Consider the following 16,456-nt stretch of genomic DNA (forward strand, 5'->3'; position numbering starts at 1 on the left):
CACCCTCTATCTGCCAACAGGAGGGAGTTGCGCGTCCCGCAAATAGCTGCGCAGGGTAGTCCGCAAATAGGCGTCCGCCTCGTCCGCCGCCATGTCCGCGTTGCGGTTGCGCAGGTGATCGAGCATCCGTATCCGGGACGCAAGCACGAAGTCGTTGGGCATTTCGCCGATGGCCTTGACGAACTTCATCGTGGTGTCCGTCAGCACGTTGGTCATGATCGTCAGGACCGGGTTCTTGGCCGCCAGGGCCATGAGCTTGTGGAACTCCAGGCTGTAGCGCACGCGCAGCGGAAGGTCGGCTGCCTCGGCTGCCTTGTGTGTCTTGTCCACGTTGTCGACCAGGGCGGCCAGGTCGGCGGCGTCGTGGCGCTCGCAGGCGAGGCGCGCGACTTCGCGTCCGATCACGATGCGGGCCTCGATGAGGTCGGGGGCCCTGATGGTGCCCAGGCTCATCAGGTCATCGAAGGCCGAGCGGATGACCTCGACGCCGCCGCTGGCGATATAGGCGCCACCTGAGGCGCCCGGTTTCTGTGTCAGCAGCCCGGCGTACTCGAGCGAGCGCAGGGCTTCGCGCACCGTGTTCCGACTGACTCCCAGGGTCTCGGCCAGCACGCGCTCGGCCGGCAAGCGATCGCCCTCGCGCAGCGCACCCTTCGCGATCTGCTCGCGGATTTGCGAAGTGACGTCCTCGAACGTTCGCCGACGAACCGGCTTGAACGCTGAAAGGGTGCTGTGTTCATTCATTTCTGACCTCGCGTTGATGACTGCCGCATGCGTTTGCGACTTTAGCTGTCGACAGTTGGACGCCCCGCCGGCGGGTTGGGCTGCAGCGCTTCAAGTAGCGGCTTGACGAATCGAAATATTGGTCCTACCATTATGTCATTGGACGCAATAAATAAGGCTATAGCGTTATTAAAAATGGTAGGACCAAATCTTGTTGGCAAGAAGTTGAAGAGTTCAGGAGACAAGCGTCATGAAGTCATGTGTCCGGGCCTGTGCCCGGTTCTCCATCCCGGCCGCGCTGCTTGCGCTCGCGGGTGTGGTCGCCGCCCAAGGCGACTATCCGACGCGACCTGTCCACCTCGTCGTGCCCTTCGCGGCCGGCAGCGGCGTCGACCTCGTGGCGCGCGGCCTTGCGCAGCGCCTCGGTGAGCAGACGAAGACGGCCTTCATCGTCGAGAACCGCGACGGCGCCGGCGGCACCCTGGGCGCGGTTGCCGTGGCCAAGGCAACTGCCGACGGCTACTCGCTGCTTTTCACGGCCAGCCCGCCCTATGCGGTGGGACCGGCGGTGCAGGGAAGTTCGGCCTACGACCCCAACAGCGACTTCGTGCCAGTCTCCAAGGTGGCTGCGACGTCGATGGTGCTGATCGCCAACAACGATGCCCCGTTCAAGTCGCTCGCAGAACTGGCGAGCTACAGCAAGGCCAACCCCGGCAAGCTCAACTACGCAACCACCGGCATCGGTACGCCGAGCCATCTCAGTGTCGAGGTCATCAAAGAGCGGCTCGGCCTGAACATCGAGCCTGTCCACTACAAGAGCGCAGGGCAGGCGATGACCGACACGATTGCCGGCCATGTGCCGCTCTACATGCCGTCCTATCCAGCCGCGCAGGCCTACCTGCAAGCCGGCAAGGTCAAGGGACTGGCCATCGGTTCGCCCATGCGTGCGGCGGGCGCGCCCGACATCCCGACGCTGGCCGAGGCGCTGAAGCAGCCCGGACCGGAGATTCGCGTCTGGTACGGGCTGCTGGCGCCCAAGGGCACGCCACGCGCGGTCGTCGACCGGCTGGCGTCGGAAGTGGCCAAGGCGGCTACAGCACCGGAGATCGTCGCGCTGGTCAGCAAGATGGGCGCGGAGCCCTTGCTCGTCGGGCCGGCGGATTTCGCCACACAGATCCGGGCCGAAGTGACCAGCAGCCGGCAATTGGTCCAGAAGCTCGGCATCGCCGAGAAATGACATCCACTTTTGCCTGAGTGCGAAGGACACCTCACCATGGAACTCAAAGTCACCGACTACAACATCGACCGGGACGGCGTGGCCACCGTTCGCTTCAACCGGCCCGGTCGCGGCAACTCCTGGACTTCCCGCATGAATGCCGAATACCGGCACATCATGGCCACGCTCGACGACGATCCGGCAGTCAAGGTCATCGTGCTCACCGGTGCCGGAAAGCAGTTCTGCGTCGGCGCCGACTTCAAGGCGCTTGACCACTACACCGAAGGCGAGAAGGACTACGTGGCCAGCGTCAGGGGCGAGGGCTTCGCCAGGCCCGGCCACGGCGTGCGCAAGGAATACGACCACGAACTGGTCTGGCACTGGGGCCTGAAGAAGCCGGTCATCGCCGCCATCAACGGCGCTTGCGCGGGCATCGCGGTCGCGATCGTGGGTTTCTGCGACCTGCGCTACGCGGTGGCGGGCGCGAAGCTCACGACGGCGGCGGCCCGGCTTGGCCTGCCCGCCGAATACGGCATGGCCTGGCTGCTGCCGCGCCTGATGGGCATGACGCATGCGGCCGACGTGCTGATCACCGGGCGCATCTTCCTTGCCGAGGAGGCCAAGCAGATGGGACTGCTCAACGATGTGTTCGAGCCCGAGGAATTCGACGCACGCATCGCGGCGATTGCACGCTCCATTGCGCTCACCGTTTCGCCGCAAGCGGCGCTCACGACCAAGCGCCAGCTCTATGCCGAGCTGATGGAATCGGATGTCGGGGAATGCGTCGAGGATTCGAAGCGCCTCATTGGCGAGCTGATGCGTGGCGATGACTACAAGGAAGGTGTCGCCGCCTTGCAGGAACGCCGTCCGCCCCGCTTCAAGGGCATTGGCCGCAGTCTTGCAGCGGTCCAGGAAGCGAGGCAGGCATGAGCGCGATGGAGACCTTGGCCGCGCCGTCGGACACGGCAACCCGGTTCGTCGCGGGCGAATCGCATGGCGCCGCTGCAATCGCCCCGCGCTGGGGCACCCGGATCGAGCAGGGATCGGTGAACGGCCATCCGTGCCGTGTGTATGCCGTCCGGCCGCGCGCGCTTTCGGAGCTGTTCCTGGATGCGCAACGCTGGGCCGACAGGCCCTTGGCGGTCCAGGGCGATCGGCGCCTGACCGGTGCTCAGCACGCACGAGCGGTCGCACGTGTGGCGGATCTGTTGCGCAAGCGCGGCGCCAGGACGGGCGACAGCGTCGTCCTGCTGGGCTACAACCAGATCGAGTGGCTGGCTGCCTTCTGGGCCCTGCAGTGCATCGGCGTCACGGCCGTGCTGGGCAACGCCTGGTGGAGCGATGCGGAGGCTGCGGCCGCCATCGAGTGGGTGAAGCCGGCACTGGTGCTCACCGACAGGCCCCTGGATCGGCCGTTGCCCGAGGCGCCCACGCGCGTCCAGTTCTCTGAACTGCGCGCCCTGGTCGAACGCGACGAAGACGTGCCGCTCGTCATCGACGAGGTCGATGAGGACGCAGCCGCGATGGTGTTGTTCAGTTCCGGCACCACGGGCCAGGCCAAGGGCGTGGTGATGTCGCACCGTTCGGTGATCGCCAACATCCATAGCCTGTTGGCACTGACCGGCCGTCTCCCGAGCGAACTGCCGCCGACGCATCCCGGAACGGTGAGCCTCCTGACGATGCCGCTGTTTCACCTGGCCGGCGTGCAGATCAGTTTCATGACGCTGCTGTCGGGCGGCAAGCTGGTGTTTCCCAAGGGCAAGTTCGACGCGCTCGAGGTGCTGGGACTGATCGAGCGCGAGAAGGTGCGCGCCTGGGGCAGCGTGCCCACGATGGTGTCGCGCGTCATTCACCACGAGTCCTTCGCCAGTTTCGATACCGGCAGCGTGTCCTCGATCCCGATGGGCGGCGCGGCCATTCCGCATGAACTGCGGGCCGAGGTGAAGCGGGCCTTCCCGAAGACCGACAAGCGTGTCGGCAGCATGTACGGGCTGACCGAAGCCGGTGGCGTGATTGCCGCGGGCTCCGGCAGCGACCTCGAAGGCCGTCCGGGTTGCGTCGGCAAGCCGCTGCCTGCCGTCGAAGTGCGCATCCGCAATGCCAATGCGGAAGGCGTAGGCGAGATCACGGCACGCACGCCCACGGCAACGAGCGGCTACCTGGGCGACCCCCACCCGATCTGCGACGACGATGGCTGGATCGGCTCAGGCGACCTGGGCCGCATCGACGACGAAGGATTCCTCTACGTGGTCGGCCGCCTGAAGGACAACATCATCCGCGGCGGAGAGAACGTGGCGAGCGTGCATGTCGAGCGCTGCCTGCGCACTCATCCTGACGTGCTCGAGGTGGCGGTGGTGCCGCTGCCGCACCATGACCTGGGCGAGGAAGTGTGCGCGGCGGTGGTGCTGCGCGAAGGCACCGCGACGACGGTGGACGCGTTGCGGGCCCATGCGACCGCCCAGCTCGCGCGCTTCGAAGTGCCCTCGCGTTGGTGGCTGACTCGCGATCCGCTGCCGACCAACGCGTCGGGCAAGGTCGTCAAGCGCGAAGTCATCCAGAACTGGCCTGCGGAGGCCTGACTGCCATGACCGACCCCATCAACAAGACCGGACAAGCCATGAGCGGTGTACTCGAGGGAATCCGCGTGCTGGACCTGACGCAGATGGTGGCCGGGCCGCTGTGCACGCTGCTGCTGGGCGACCTGGGCGCGGAAGTGATCAAGGTCGAACCGCCGGATGGCGACTCAAGCCGCCAGATCGGCGTCAACAGGGCCTGCGGGGAAAGCGACTACTTCCTGAGCCTGAACCGCAACAAGCGCAGCATTGTGCTCGACCTGAAGACGGCGACCGGCATCGAGACGCTCAAGGCACTCGCGCTGGCCTCGGACATCGTGGTCGAGAACTTCCGGCCTGGCACCATGGAGAAGCTGGGCATCGGCTTCGAGACGCTGTCCGAACTGAATCCAGGGCTCATCTTCTGCAGCATGTCGGGCTTCGGCCAAAGCGGCCCGTACCGCGACCGGCCCGCGCTGGACCCGGTGATCCAGGCCATGTCGGGCGTGATGCAACTGACCGGAACGCCCGACAGCGGTCCGCTGAAGACAGGCATCCTGATCTCCGACTTCGTGCCGCCGCTGTTCGGCACCATCGGCGTCATGGGCGCGCTCTTCGCCCGCGCATCGAGCGGCAGGGGCCAGCGCGTGGATGTCTCCATGCTCGATGCGACCGTCTTCTCGATGGTGCCGCGCGAGGGCTTCTATTTCTCGACCGGCCAGACGCCGGGACGGCTGGGCAACGCGCACTACCAGATCTCGCCGTGGAACACCTACGGCACGAGCGATGGCCGCCACATCATGATCGTTGCGCACACCGACAAGTTCTGGCGCGCGTTGGCGACTTCACTGGGCCGCGTGGACCTGTTGGCGGACCCGCGCTTTCTCACGAACGCGACGCGCCTGGAAAACCGCGCAGCGCTCGAACCCGAGATCGCGAGTGCCTTTGCGAAGAGCACGCTCGCGCACTGGACGCAGGTGTTGACCGACGCCAGCGTGCTCTTCGCACCGGTGCGTGATTTCGAGGAAGTGTTCAGCGACCCCGTGGTCCGCGACGGCATCGTGCAGACGGTTCGGCATCCCACCGCGGGCGACCTGCCGCTGCTGCGCAACCCGATCAAGCTTTCCACGCACAGCCCGGACATCCGGCGCCCGCCGCCGCTGCTGGGCGAGCACACCGACGAGATCCTTGCAGAGCTGCGCGCCCGTCAGCGCGCGCCAGTCACGCCCCGAGACACCGTCACTTCCACTTTCTGAGAGACCCCATGAGCCACAACCCTCGACGCCTGGAAGGCAAGAGAACCATCATCACCGCCGCTGCCTCCGGCATGGGCAAGGCCGGCTGCGAACTGTTCGCACAGCACGGCGCGCGCATTGCGGCGATCGATCGCGACGAAGCCGCGCTGGCCAGCGTCGTGGCGGCCATCGAGGCCTCCGGCGGGCATGCACGCGGCTTCGTGGCGGACCTGAGCGACTCGAAGGCGACGGTGGATGTCATCGACGCTGCCAAGCAATGGCTCGAAGGCGTCGACATCCTCTGGAACCATGCCGGGATGCCCGCGCCGGCGGACATCGACGACCTGGACCTCGCGCGCTACCGCCTGTCCGCCGAACTGAACCTCACCTCGGCCGTGCTCGTATCCGGCGAAGTGATCCGGACCATGCGCAAGCAGCGCAGCGGCTCGATCGTCTTCACCTCGTCCACGTCGGGCCTGGTGGGCTCTGCGCTGAGCCCGCTCTACTCGGCATTGAAGGCCGGCGTGATCGGCCTGACCAAGGGGCTGGCGGTGCGCTATGCCGCCGAAGGCATTCGCGTCAACACGATCTGCCCGGGCCCGGTGGCAACGCCCATGCTCTACAACGATTTCATGAAGGTCGATCCGCGCTTCAGCAAGGAAGACAACGAGCAGCGCGTGCTGTCCGCCGTGCCGATGGGGCGCGTGGGACAGCCGCTGGAGGTCGCGCATGCGGCCTTGTGGTTGGCATCGGACGACGCGTCCTTCGTCACGGGGGCGGCACTGCCGATCGATGGCGGCCTGACCGCACGTTGAAGCCCGATCCAGCAGACCAGATTAAGGGGTATCGAATGCAGGAATTCTCGATGTTGATCGACGGGCAACTCGTGCCCGGCGCGTCGACCATGCCAGTCATCAATCCGGCGAAAGGCGTGCCTTTCGCGCACTCGCCCGCGGCCTCGCTGGCGCAAGTCGACGAGGCCGTCGCGGCGGCGCGGCGTGCCTTTCCGGCATGGAGTCGAACGCCCTTCGAGGCGCGACGCGCAGCGGTGACGGCCATCGCCGACGCCATCGAATTGCACAAGGACGAACTCGCCGACGTGCTCACGCTCGAGCATGGCAAGCCGCGCGCGCAGGCGCTGGTAGAGGTGCAGGGCACCGTCGACTACTTCCGCTTCTTCACCACGCTCTCTCTGACGCCGGAACTGCTGGAAGACAGCGACATGCGCCGGGTCGAGATCCACCGCGTTCCGCTCGGCGTGATCGCGGCGATCGTTCCATGGAACTTTCCATTGCTGCTGCTGGCCTTCAAGTTGCCGGCCGCGCTGCTCGCGGGCAACACGGTCGTGGTGAAGCCCGCACCCACCACGCCGTTGACCACCTTGGCGGTGGCGCGCCTGACCGCCGGCCTGGTGCCTGCCGGCGTGGTCAACGTCATCGCCGGAACGGACGAGATCGGGCCGGCGCTCACGGCGCATCCGGACGTGCGCAAGGTGAGCTTCACTGGCTCGACGGAAACCGGCAAGAAGGTCATGGCCGGGAGTGCAGCCCGCTTGCAGCGTGTGACGCTTGAACTCGGCGGCAATGATCCGGCGATCGTGCTGGGCGATGTCGATGTGCGGAAGACGGCGACGCTGGTGTTCGCTTCGGCCTTCGGCACCTGCGGGCAGGTGTGCCGCGCGGTCAAGCGTGTCTACGTTCACGCGTCGGTGTACGAGGCGTTCTGCGATGCGCTGGCCGCGTTGGCGCAACGCGCAGTCGTCGGGGATGGTGCCGAGCAGGCCGTCGACTACGGGCCGGTGCAGAACGCCGCGCAGTTCGAGCGCCTCAAGGGCCTGCTCGACGATGCGAGGCAGCATGGCGAGGTGATGCCCGGCGGCGGCCCGGTGGATCGCCCGGGCTACTTCTTTCGCCCGACCATCGTGAAGGACTGCGAGCCGCAAAGCCGGCTGGTGGTCGAGGAGCAGTTCGGTCCGATCCTGCCGGTCATGCCTTTCGATGACGTCGATGAGGCGTTGAGACAAGCCAACAGCGGCCCGTATGGACTCGCCGCTTCGGTCTGGTCGGCCGACATGGATCTCGCCCATTCGGTGGCATCGAGGCTGGACACCGGCACGGTCTGGATCAACAAGCACATCGACCGCACGCCGCACGTTCCCGTGGCGGGCGCCAAGCAATCCGGCGTTGGGGTCGAACTGGGCCTGTACGGCTTGCTGGACTTCACGCAACTCAAGGTCATCAACGCGTCCTGCCCGGCGTGAGGCCGGGGGATTTTCTGCACGTCGGCGATCCTTTCGCCATAGCTTTACAAGAGGTGGAGACATGAGACTTTTCAAGCGGGCCCTCGTCGGATTTGTGATGGGTGCTGCGATGCTGGCCCCCGCGCTGGCGCAGAAGAAATGGCCCGATGGCCCGGTCACGATCATCGTGCCCTTCGGCACCGGCAACGGCCTGGACGTGATGGCGCGCAACTACGCGACCCAGCTCGGCCAGCAGTTGAACGCGCCGGTGATCGTGGACAACAAGGAAGGGGCGGGCGGCCTGATCGGAACCATGGCGGCCGCGCGCGCGGCACCCAACGGCCGCACGCTGCTCTTTACCGCCGAATACCCCTTCCTGACCACGCCGTACCTGCAGGCGGGGCAGACCTACGATCCGACCAACGGCTTCACGCCTGTCGCCAAGGTCGCCAGGTCGCCGCATGTGCTGGTGGTGGCTGGCAATTCCAGCATCAAGACCGTGGACGACCTGGTGCGGTTCGCGAAATCGAGTCCCGGGCAGTTGAACTTCGCATCTTCCGGCGTGGGCACGCCCAGCCACTTGTACGCAGAGAAGCTCTTCAAGGACCTGGGCATTGCGGCCACGCACGTGGCCTACAAGAGCACCGGCACGGCCACGACAGACACGATCGGTGGCCAGGTCCAGCTCTACCTGCCGTCGCTTTCGGCGGTGTTGCCCTTGCTGCAAGAGGGCAAGCTGCGCGCGCTCGCGGTCGGCTCCTCGAAGCCGGTGGCGAAGCTGCCGGGCGTTCCGACATTTGCCCAGGTCCTGGAGCAACCCGGCTACGAGGCCTATGTGTGGTTCGGCTTCCTTGCGCCCAAGGGCACGCCGCCGGATGTCGTGGACCGCGTGCAGCGTGAGATCGAGACTGCCACGATGTCTCCGACGGTCGAGAACGTATTTGCCCAGACCGATGCAGAGGCTGCCAACGCGGGCGCACGGCAGTTTGCCGTCGAGATCGCGGAAGGGGAGAAGCGCGCGCGCGACCTGCTGGCGATGGTGGGTGCGGCAGCCAGGTAGCCGGGCGAGCAGTCGATCGAATCGCTTGACTCCGAGGCCGTTCGGATGTCCAATTAATGGGTCACCCATTGATTCAAGCACAGGAGACTTCCGGATGCCACGCGACGTATGCCTCACCGACTCGTACTGGAGTGCCGACACCTCTGCCGACGTACTGGACACGACGCTGGGCGATCTGCTACGGGAACTGGCCTCCGAAGTGCCCGATCGCATCGCCCTCGTCGAAGGCGTGCCGGATGCAAGCGCGCGTCGGCGCTGGACCTACCTGCAACTACTCCAGTCGGCTGAGGTCGTTGCGCGTTCCCTGTTGCGTCTGTTCCAACCAGGCGAGCGCGTGGCAGTCTGGTCCGCCAACTCCGCCGAATGGGTGCTGTTGCAGCATGGTGCGGCGCTGGCCGGCCTGGTGCTCGTCACGGTCAACCCGGCCTACCTGGCGGCAGAACTGGCGCATGTGCTCGGAACAGCCAAGGCCGCCGGGATCTTCCACACCGACCGCTATCGCGACACCGACATGGCGGAAGTGATTCGCACGATTCGCTCCGAACTGCCGCAGTTGCGCGAAGTCATTTCCTTCACCGTTTGGGATGCCTTCGTCGCGGTCAGCAATCCCACCGTCGAACTGCCGCTCGTTGCGCCCGGCGACATGATCCAGATCCAGTTCACCTCCGGCACGACCGGCAAGCCCAAGGGCGCCTGCCTGCACCATCGCGGCGTGATCAACGCAGCGCGCTTCGCCGCGCAGCGCGCCGGCGTGGCCGACGGTGCGCCTTGGGCGAGCGCGATGCCGCTCTTTCACGTGGGCGGATGTGCGGGGAGCGAGATCGGCGCGTTCTCGCGCCGGGGCACCTTCGTGCTGCTGCCCAGCTTCGACGCGGGCGTGATGCTCGACCTCATCGAGAGCGAGCAGGTGCAGCACGTGCATGCAGTGCCTACGATGCTGCTCGCCATGCTGGAGCATGCAAGTCTCGCGGCCCGCGACCTCACTTCGCTGAAGACCGTGATGAGCGGCGGCTCCTCGGTCCCGGCTTCCCTGGTCCGGCGCGCCAGCGCCACCTTCGGATGCCGTTTCACCATCACCTTCGGCCAGACGGAGCTCAATGGCGTCATCTGCCAGACCCGCCCCGACGACGAGGCCGAGCGGCAGGCGACCACGATCGGCCAACCTGCGCCACAAATGGAAGTCAAGATCGCCGATCCCGAGACGGGCGCCGTGCTGCCGCTGGGCGAGCCGGGCGAGATCTGGGCACGCGGCTACCAGACCATGCTCGGCTATTTCAACGCTGCGCAGGCCTCTGACCAGGCGATCACGCCGGACGGCTGGCTGAAGACCGGTGACCAGGCCACGATGGACGCTGCCGGCTACCTGCGCATCACGGGTCGGCTCAAGGACTGCATCATCCGTGGCGGCGAGAACGTCTACCCGCGCGAGATCGAAGACGTGCTGGCCACGCATCCGACCGTGCGGCAGGCCAGCGTCGTCGGCGTGCCGGACCCCAAGTGGGGAGAGGTCGTCGCCGCTGTCGTCGTGCTGAACCCGCACCTGCCGCCCCCGGATGCCGTCGAACTGCACGCGCATTGCCGCAAGTCACTCGCGGCCTACAAGACGCCGGCGCAATGGTTCTATGTCGATGCGTTCCCGACGACGTCGTCCGGAAAGATCCAGAAGTTCGCCTTGCGCGAAAGTATCCGGCAGGGTGGCATCACGCCGCAGCCCTTCGCCAAGCCGGTGCGCGAGAGCGTGCGCGCCTGAATCGGAAAATCCCAAAGGAGACACCAGATGAAGAAGATGCTCACCGCGCTGGGTGTTGCATGCGCGCTGGCCGGCACCACCGGCGTTGTGCATGCCCAAGCCTATCCCTCCGACAAGATCGCGATCGTCGTGCCGTATTCGGCAGGCAATGGGCTCGACCTGCTGGCGCGTGAATTCGCCCAGCAACTGGGGCAGCCGCTCGGCGTGCCGGTGTTCGTCGAGAACCGCGAAGGCGCGGCGGGAGCGATCGGCACGGCCTACATGGCGCGTGCGCCGGCCGACGGCTACTCGTTGCTGTTCACTGCCAACCCGCCTTTCGTCACGTCGCCGCAGGCCATGCCCAAGCCACCCTACAACGCGCTGACGAGCTTCGTGCCGATCGCTCGCGTGGGAGCAGTGCCCCTGGTGCTGATCACCTCGGGAAAGTCGCCTTTCACGAACTTCCAGCAAATGAAGGACTACGTGCGCAAGCATCCCGAGCAGGCCAACTACGCGTCGGCGGGCGTCGGCTCTCCGGGCGAGGTCTATGGTGAGTTGCTGAACCAGGCCACCGGCCTGAAACTCGAAGAGGTGCGCTACAAGGCCACCGGGCAAGCGTTGACCGATGTCATGTCCGGCAACGTGCTGGTCAGCCTGGTGTCGGTGACTGCGGCTTCGCAGCAGATCAAGGCGGGGTCGTTGCGTGCGCTCGCAGTGGGCTCTCGCGAGCGCCTGCCTGAAATGCCGGAGGTGCCAACGCTCGCCGAGAGCATCGGCCAGAAGGACTTCCAGGCCGGCGTCTGGTATGGCTTCTTCGCACCGGCCGGCTTGCCGAAGGATCGACTCGACAAACTGCAGGGCGAGATCTCGAAAGTGGCCATGTCGCAGCGCATGGCCGCTTTCATGAGTCGCTCGGGCATGGTGCCCGAACTGCTCGATTCGAAGGCCTTCGCCGCCGGTCTCGTTCGCGACGTCGAGACCGCGAAAAAGCTGGTGGCGAGCGGGAACCTCAAGGAGCGTTGAGGGACGCTTTGGTCAAGCAGCGAGGGCGCCGAACTTCGGCGCCCTCTTTTCCTGCGCGGCGGCAACGCCCTCCCTGAAGTCGGGCTGCTTGAGGAGCTTGCCGGTGAGCACCTTCGAGTCCTCGACCGAACGACCCGGGTCGAGGTGCATCTGCTCGGCATAGAGCTGGCGCTTGGCGGCCTTGACTGCCGTGGGCGACACACTGGTGGCCATGTCCTTCGCGACTCGCATCGCCGAGGCCGCAAAGTCTTCCGCTGGCAGCACGCCGTTCAGAAAGCCCATCGCCAGCATCTCTTCCGCACGGAACACGCGACCGCTCAGCAGCACTTCGGCTGCGCGCGTGAGGCCGACGATGCGAGGCAGCACCCAGGAGAGCCCGTATTCCGCGGGCAGGCCAAGCCGGGGTGTCGAAGTCGTGAACTTGGCCCCGGCTGCGGCGTAGCGCAAGTCGCAAAACGCCGTCAACGCCACAGCGATGCCTGCACACGCGCCATTGACCGCGGCGATCACGGGCTTGGACAAGCCCCAGTGCCACACCAGTTCGTGGTCGAACTCCTCCCGCACGCCGTGGCCGGGCCTTGCCATTTCCTCGTTGCGGCTGCTCTCGACATAGTCCTTGTCGCTGGCCTTGTAGTGGTCGAGTGCCTTGAAATCGGCGCCGACGCAGAACTGCCTGCCAGCGCCCGTCACCAGGATCACGCGCACCTCGGGGTTGTCTTCCATCGACTGCATCACCCAGCGGTACTCCGCGTTCATGCGCGTGGTCCAGGAGTTGCCGCGCTCGGGGCGATTCAATCGAACAATGCCCACGTGGTCCTCGACCGCGGATTCGATGACGTGGAGTTCCATGGTGTGCTCGCTATCTGTTGCGTGGGTCATTCGGCAAAGCGCTTGTCGCGGTTCTTGAAGGTGGAGGTGGTGCCCTCCTGGCGGCGCTCGCGCAGGAAGTTGAACTCGTCGCTCTCGAAGCGCAGGTTGGTGCCAAGCGTGTGGCCCACGTAGCCGCGGTAGAACTGCTGGCTCGCGCCGAGGCTGTCGAGTGCCATCTGGTGCATCGCCTTGCCCGTGACCAGCGCGTCGCGTGCATGCTTGCTGATCTTCTGTGCCCAAGCCTCCACGGTGGACTCCAGGTCGGCCAGGGGCACGGCGCGATTGACGAGGCCCATCCGTTCGGCTTCCTGTCCGTCGAAAGTGTCTCCCAGCAGCAGGAGTTCGCGCGCCTTCTTGGCGCCGTACATCAGGATCTGGCTGTTGAGGTGCCAGGTGTTGCCGGCCAGGCCCAGGCGCTGCTCGGCGTGGCTGAAACAAGCGTCCTCGGAGGCGATCGCGAGGTCGACCAGTTCCACGAGGTAGAGGCCCGCGCCGGTGCAATGTCCATGGACCTGTGCGATGACCGGTTTCAACGAATTCTGGAACGCCATGTAGTTGGCCCCGAGCTTGCGGTCGCGCATCAGGCGCGAGCGTTGGCTGGGGCGCCGGGGCTTCGTGCCGCTGCCGTCGCCTTCCAGCCCGTACGAGCGGATCGCGTCGTTGTAGTCGTGACCCGCGCAGAACGATGGGCCGTTGCCCTTGAGGACGATGACCTTGATGTCGTCGTCGTCCTCCGCGTCGTGCAGCGCCTCGACAAGTACGTCGAGGTCGGCGAAGCGCATAGCGTTGTGCTTCTCGGGCCGGTTGAGGATGAGGCGCGCGACGGGGCCTTCTTTTTCGACGATCAACGGGTCAGTCATTCGGTGCTCCGGGTAGGGGGTCGGGTGCGTGGCTGCCTTCATGATACAGAGATTGATATTTGCGTCAATTGTCTGTAGCATTAAATCCATGAACACAACCTCTGAACCCATTGCCGACCACTCGGCTGTCAAACCCCTGCGCGGCATCCGCGTGGTCGAGCTTGCCCACTGGATGGCCGGTCCGCTGGCAGCCGGTCTGTTGTCGGATTGGGGCGCCGACGTCATCAAGGTGGAGCCGCCGGGCGGCGAGCCGATGCGCACCATCTTTGCCTCGATGGGCGCGCGCAAGGGCACGCCCAACGGTGCGTTCATCGCGGCCAATCGCGGCAAGCGCTCGATCGAGCTGGAGGTCAAGACGGAGCGGGGCCGCGCCGCGCTGGACCGGCTCCTGGAAAATGCCGATGTGCTGCTGACCAACCTTCGGCCTGACGCGCTCCAGCGCCTGGGGCTCGGCAACAAGGAGGTGTGCGAGCGTTATCCGCGTCTGGTCTATTGCGCACTCAGCGCCTATGGCTGGGGCGGTCCCGACCAGGACCGGCCGGGCTACGACATTGCGGCCTTCTACGGACGTACCGGCATCGCGCACGAGATCACGACTGCAGGCACGCCACCCGCGGCATTGCTGCAGGGCATCGGCGATGCATTCACCGCCATGACGGCCGCATCGGGCGTGCTGGTGGCGCTGATGGACCGGCAGCAAACCGGCCGCGGCCGCTTCGTGGAGGCTTCGCTGATGCGCACCGGCATGTGGGCGCTGGCCGGCGAACTGGGGCAGCAGGCGCTCGGTGGCAATCCGCGTCCGCCCAAGCCGCGCGACGAGACCCGCACGCCGCTCTACAACTCCTACCGAACCTCGGACGACCACTGGTTCTTCCTGGTGGGCGTCGAGGCGAAACGGCATGTCGGTCCGGTGCTGAGAGCCATCGACCGGGCCGACCTGGTGGAAGACGAACGCTTTCGCGACGCACGTGGCATCGCGCAGAACAGCAAGGCATTGATTGCGCTCCTGGACCAGGCCTTCAATGCGCAGCCGCTCGCGTACTGGGTGGAGAAGTTCGATGTGCACGATGTCTGGTGGGCGCCGATCCAGACGCCTGCGGAAGTAATGATCGACAAACAGGCCGATGCGATCGGTGCGTGGGTGACGGTGGACGACGTCCGGTCGGTCGATGCGCCCGTTCGCTTCGATGGCGTCAACCGCGGTGAGGTGCCGCCGCCGCCCGAGTCCGGCCAGCACACGCGGGCAGTGCTGACGGAACTTGGATATGGAGAGCAGGAAATCGAAGCGCTTGCCGGCGCCCGCGAGGCCACCGCATGACCGCGTTCGAGATGCCCCCTAAAGCAGAAGCCGTCGATGCGCGGCAGCCCGCGTTGCAGCCACGACAGCGCTGGGGTCGCAGCGTGGAGGCGGGCGTGGTTGCGGGCCACCCCTGCCGCGTGTACGCGCAACGTCCGCGTTCGTTGTCCGAGTTGCTGCACGACGCGCGACGCTGGGGTACGCGCCCCTTCGTGATCGAGGGAGAACGAAGGCTCGGCTTCGCCGCCTTCGAGGCGGCCGTGCATCGGGTTGCCGGGCACCTGCATGCGCGCGGCATCCGGCAAGGCGATCGCGTGGTGCTGCTCGGCTACAACAGCGTGGAGTGGCTGGCGTCGTTCTGGGCTGTGCAATTGCTCGGAGGCGTGGCGGTCCTGGCGAACGCCTGGTGGGGCGACGATGAAACGCGCACCGCGCTCGCGCTGATCGAACCCGCCGCGGTGCTGACCGATCGCAGCGGCGCGCATGCGATCGACGAGCGATTCCATCCGATCGACCTGCGCGCGCTGCGGGCAATCGTCGATTCGAGCGAGCAAGTGGCACAGCCCCCGACGCCGCCGGTCGGCGAAGACGACATCGCCATCATCATGTTCAGCTCCGGCACCACCGGCGCTGCCAAGGGGGTGATGATGTCGCACCGGGGCGTGGTGGCGAACATCCAGAATCTCCTCGTGCTGACTGGGCGCCTGCCCAGCGAATTGCCGATCGACAAGCCCGGCACGGTCAGCCTGCTATCGGTGCCGCTGTTCCACCTCGCCGGCATCCAGATCAGCTTTTCGACATTGCTCTCCGGTGGCGCGTTGGTGTTCCTGGAGGGACGCTTCGATCCCGCCGAGGTCCTGGGCCTGATCCAGCGCGAGAAGGTGCGCGTGTGGGGCAGCATCCCGACGATGGTGTCGCGCGTCGTCGACTTCGAGGATTTCGACGCTTTCGATACCTCCAGCCTGCGCTCGATCCCGATGGGCGGCGCCGCCATCTCCGCGAAGTTGCGTGCGAAGGTGCAGCGGGCCTTTCCGGCGACGAAGAAGAGCGTCGGCAGCCTCTATGGACTGACCGAGGCGGGTGGCGTCCTGGCAGCGGGTTCAGCCGACGACGTGAAAGGGCGCCCGGGCTGCGTCGGCCGCGCCTTGCCCGTGGTGGAACTTCGAATCGACGCACCGGATGCCGGCGGCATCGGCGAAATCCTTGCGCGCACGCCGACCTTGACGAGTGGCTACTGGCGTGATGCCACGCCGATCGCCGATGCCGAGGGTTGGGTGAAGACCGGCGACCTCGGGCGCATCGAGGGCGACCACCTCTACGTCGTCGGCCGGTCGAAGGACATCATCATCCGTGGCGGGGAGAACATTGCTTGCGCGCATGTGGAACATGCCTTGCTGGCCCATCCATCGGTGCGGGAGGCGGCGGTCGTGCCGTTGGCGCACGCGGACCTCGGCGAGGAGGTTGGCGCCGTGGTGGTCTTGCGTGACGACATGCCGGTCACCGTCGAGCAACTGCGCGAACATGCGCTTGCCAACCTCGGCAAGTTCGAAGTGCCATCGCGCTGGTGGCTGCATGACGGACCCTTGCCGACCAATGCCACGGGCAAGATCCTGAAGCGCGACTTGCCGAAGCGCTGGGGCGGGGACTGACCT

14 protein-coding genes are annotated in these 16,456 nt (G+C 66.2%); 11 read left to right on the top strand and 3 right to left on the bottom strand.

Features of this window, described 5'->3' with window-relative positions:
* Positions 1–6: 6 nt before the first annotated feature.
* Positions 7–744, bottom strand: coding sequence for a FadR/GntR family transcriptional regulator (locus tag HCU76_RS19335; RefSeq protein ID WP_218510355.1), 738 nt, complete (start codon positions 742–744; stop codon positions 7–9).
* Between the two features lie 229 nt (positions 745–973).
* Here HCU76_RS19335 and HCU76_RS19340 point away from each other — a divergent pair, with 229 nt between their 5' ends.
* From HCU76_RS19340 to HCU76_RS19380, 9 genes are all read left to right on the top strand, one after another.
* Entirely contained in the window at positions 974–1,960 is a 987-nt protein-coding gene (locus tag HCU76_RS19340) for a tripartite tricarboxylate transporter substrate binding protein (RefSeq protein ID WP_218510356.1), read from the top strand.
* Positions 1,961–1,996: 36 nt separating this feature from the next.
* Entirely contained in the window at positions 1,997–2,869 is an 873-nt protein-coding gene (locus HCU76_RS19345; protein ID WP_218510357.1) for an enoyl-CoA hydratase-related protein, read from the top strand.
* On the top strand, positions 2,866–4,518 hold the full coding sequence (locus tag HCU76_RS19350; RefSeq protein ID WP_256354290.1) for a class I adenylate-forming enzyme family protein: 1,653 nt from the start codon (positions 2,866–2,868) through the stop codon (positions 4,516–4,518). The genes HCU76_RS19345 and HCU76_RS19350 overlap by 4 nt, the downstream gene beginning before the upstream one ends.
* Before the next feature lie 5 nt (positions 4,519–4,523).
* Positions 4,524–5,747: a CaiB/BaiF CoA-transferase family protein gene (locus HCU76_RS19355; protein WP_256354291.1), complete on the top strand. Its 1,224-nt coding sequence runs from the start codon at positions 4,524–4,526 to the stop codon at positions 5,745–5,747.
* A gap of 8 nt (positions 5,748–5,755) precedes the next feature.
* A complete protein-coding gene (locus HCU76_RS19360; RefSeq protein ID WP_218510358.1) occupies positions 5,756–6,541 on the top strand; it encodes an SDR family NAD(P)-dependent oxidoreductase in 786 nt (261 codons plus the stop codon).
* A 50-nt stretch (positions 6,542–6,591) separates the two neighbouring features.
* Positions 6,592–7,986: an aldehyde dehydrogenase family protein gene (locus tag HCU76_RS19365; RefSeq protein WP_256354292.1), complete on the top strand. Its 1,395-nt coding sequence runs from the start codon at positions 6,592–6,594 to the stop codon at positions 7,984–7,986.
* Between the two features lie 61 nt (positions 7,987–8,047).
* Entirely contained in the window at positions 8,048–9,025 is a 978-nt protein-coding gene (locus tag HCU76_RS19370; RefSeq protein WP_218510360.1) for a tripartite tricarboxylate transporter substrate binding protein, read from the top strand.
* Positions 9,026–9,119: 94 nt separating this feature from the next.
* Entirely contained in the window at positions 9,120–10,775 is a 1,656-nt protein-coding gene (locus HCU76_RS19375; protein WP_218510361.1) for an AMP-binding protein, read from the top strand.
* A gap of 27 nt (positions 10,776–10,802) precedes the next feature.
* Entirely contained in the window at positions 10,803–11,777 is a 975-nt protein-coding gene (locus tag HCU76_RS19380; protein WP_218510362.1) for a tripartite tricarboxylate transporter substrate binding protein, read from the top strand.
* A 12-nt stretch (positions 11,778–11,789) separates the two neighbouring features.
* On the opposite strand, the gene HCU76_RS19385 is transcribed toward HCU76_RS19380, so the two are convergent.
* Both HCU76_RS19385 and HCU76_RS19390 read right to left on the bottom strand, forming a co-directional pair.
* Entirely contained in the window at positions 11,790–12,626 is an 837-nt protein-coding gene (locus HCU76_RS19385; protein ID WP_218510363.1) for an enoyl-CoA hydratase-related protein, read from the bottom strand.
* Between the two features lie 26 nt (positions 12,627–12,652).
* The gene (locus tag HCU76_RS19390) at positions 12,653–13,507 is read right to left on the bottom strand and encodes an enoyl-CoA hydratase/isomerase family protein (RefSeq protein ID WP_218510364.1); all 855 of its coding nucleotides are present in this window, start codon (positions 13,505–13,507) and stop codon (positions 12,653–12,655) included.
* A gap of 88 nt (positions 13,508–13,595) precedes the next feature.
* Between HCU76_RS19390 and HCU76_RS19395 the strand changes: the two genes are divergently transcribed.
* Positions 13,596–14,825, top strand: a complete 1,230-nt coding sequence (locus HCU76_RS19395) for a CaiB/BaiF CoA-transferase family protein (RefSeq protein WP_218510365.1) — start codon at positions 13,596–13,598, stop codon at positions 14,823–14,825.
* Complete coding sequence (locus HCU76_RS19400) at positions 14,822–16,453, top strand: class I adenylate-forming enzyme family protein (RefSeq protein WP_256354293.1); 1,632 nt, start codon at positions 14,822–14,824, stop codon at positions 16,451–16,453. Before HCU76_RS19395 ends, HCU76_RS19400 begins: the two co-directional genes overlap by 4 nt.
* The last annotated feature ends 3 nt before the right edge of the window (positions 16,454–16,456 follow it).

Source organism: Variovorax sp. dw_308, assembly GCF_019207085.1.
Taxonomy (GTDB): domain Bacteria; phylum Pseudomonadota; class Gammaproteobacteria; order Burkholderiales; family Burkholderiaceae_C; genus Variovorax.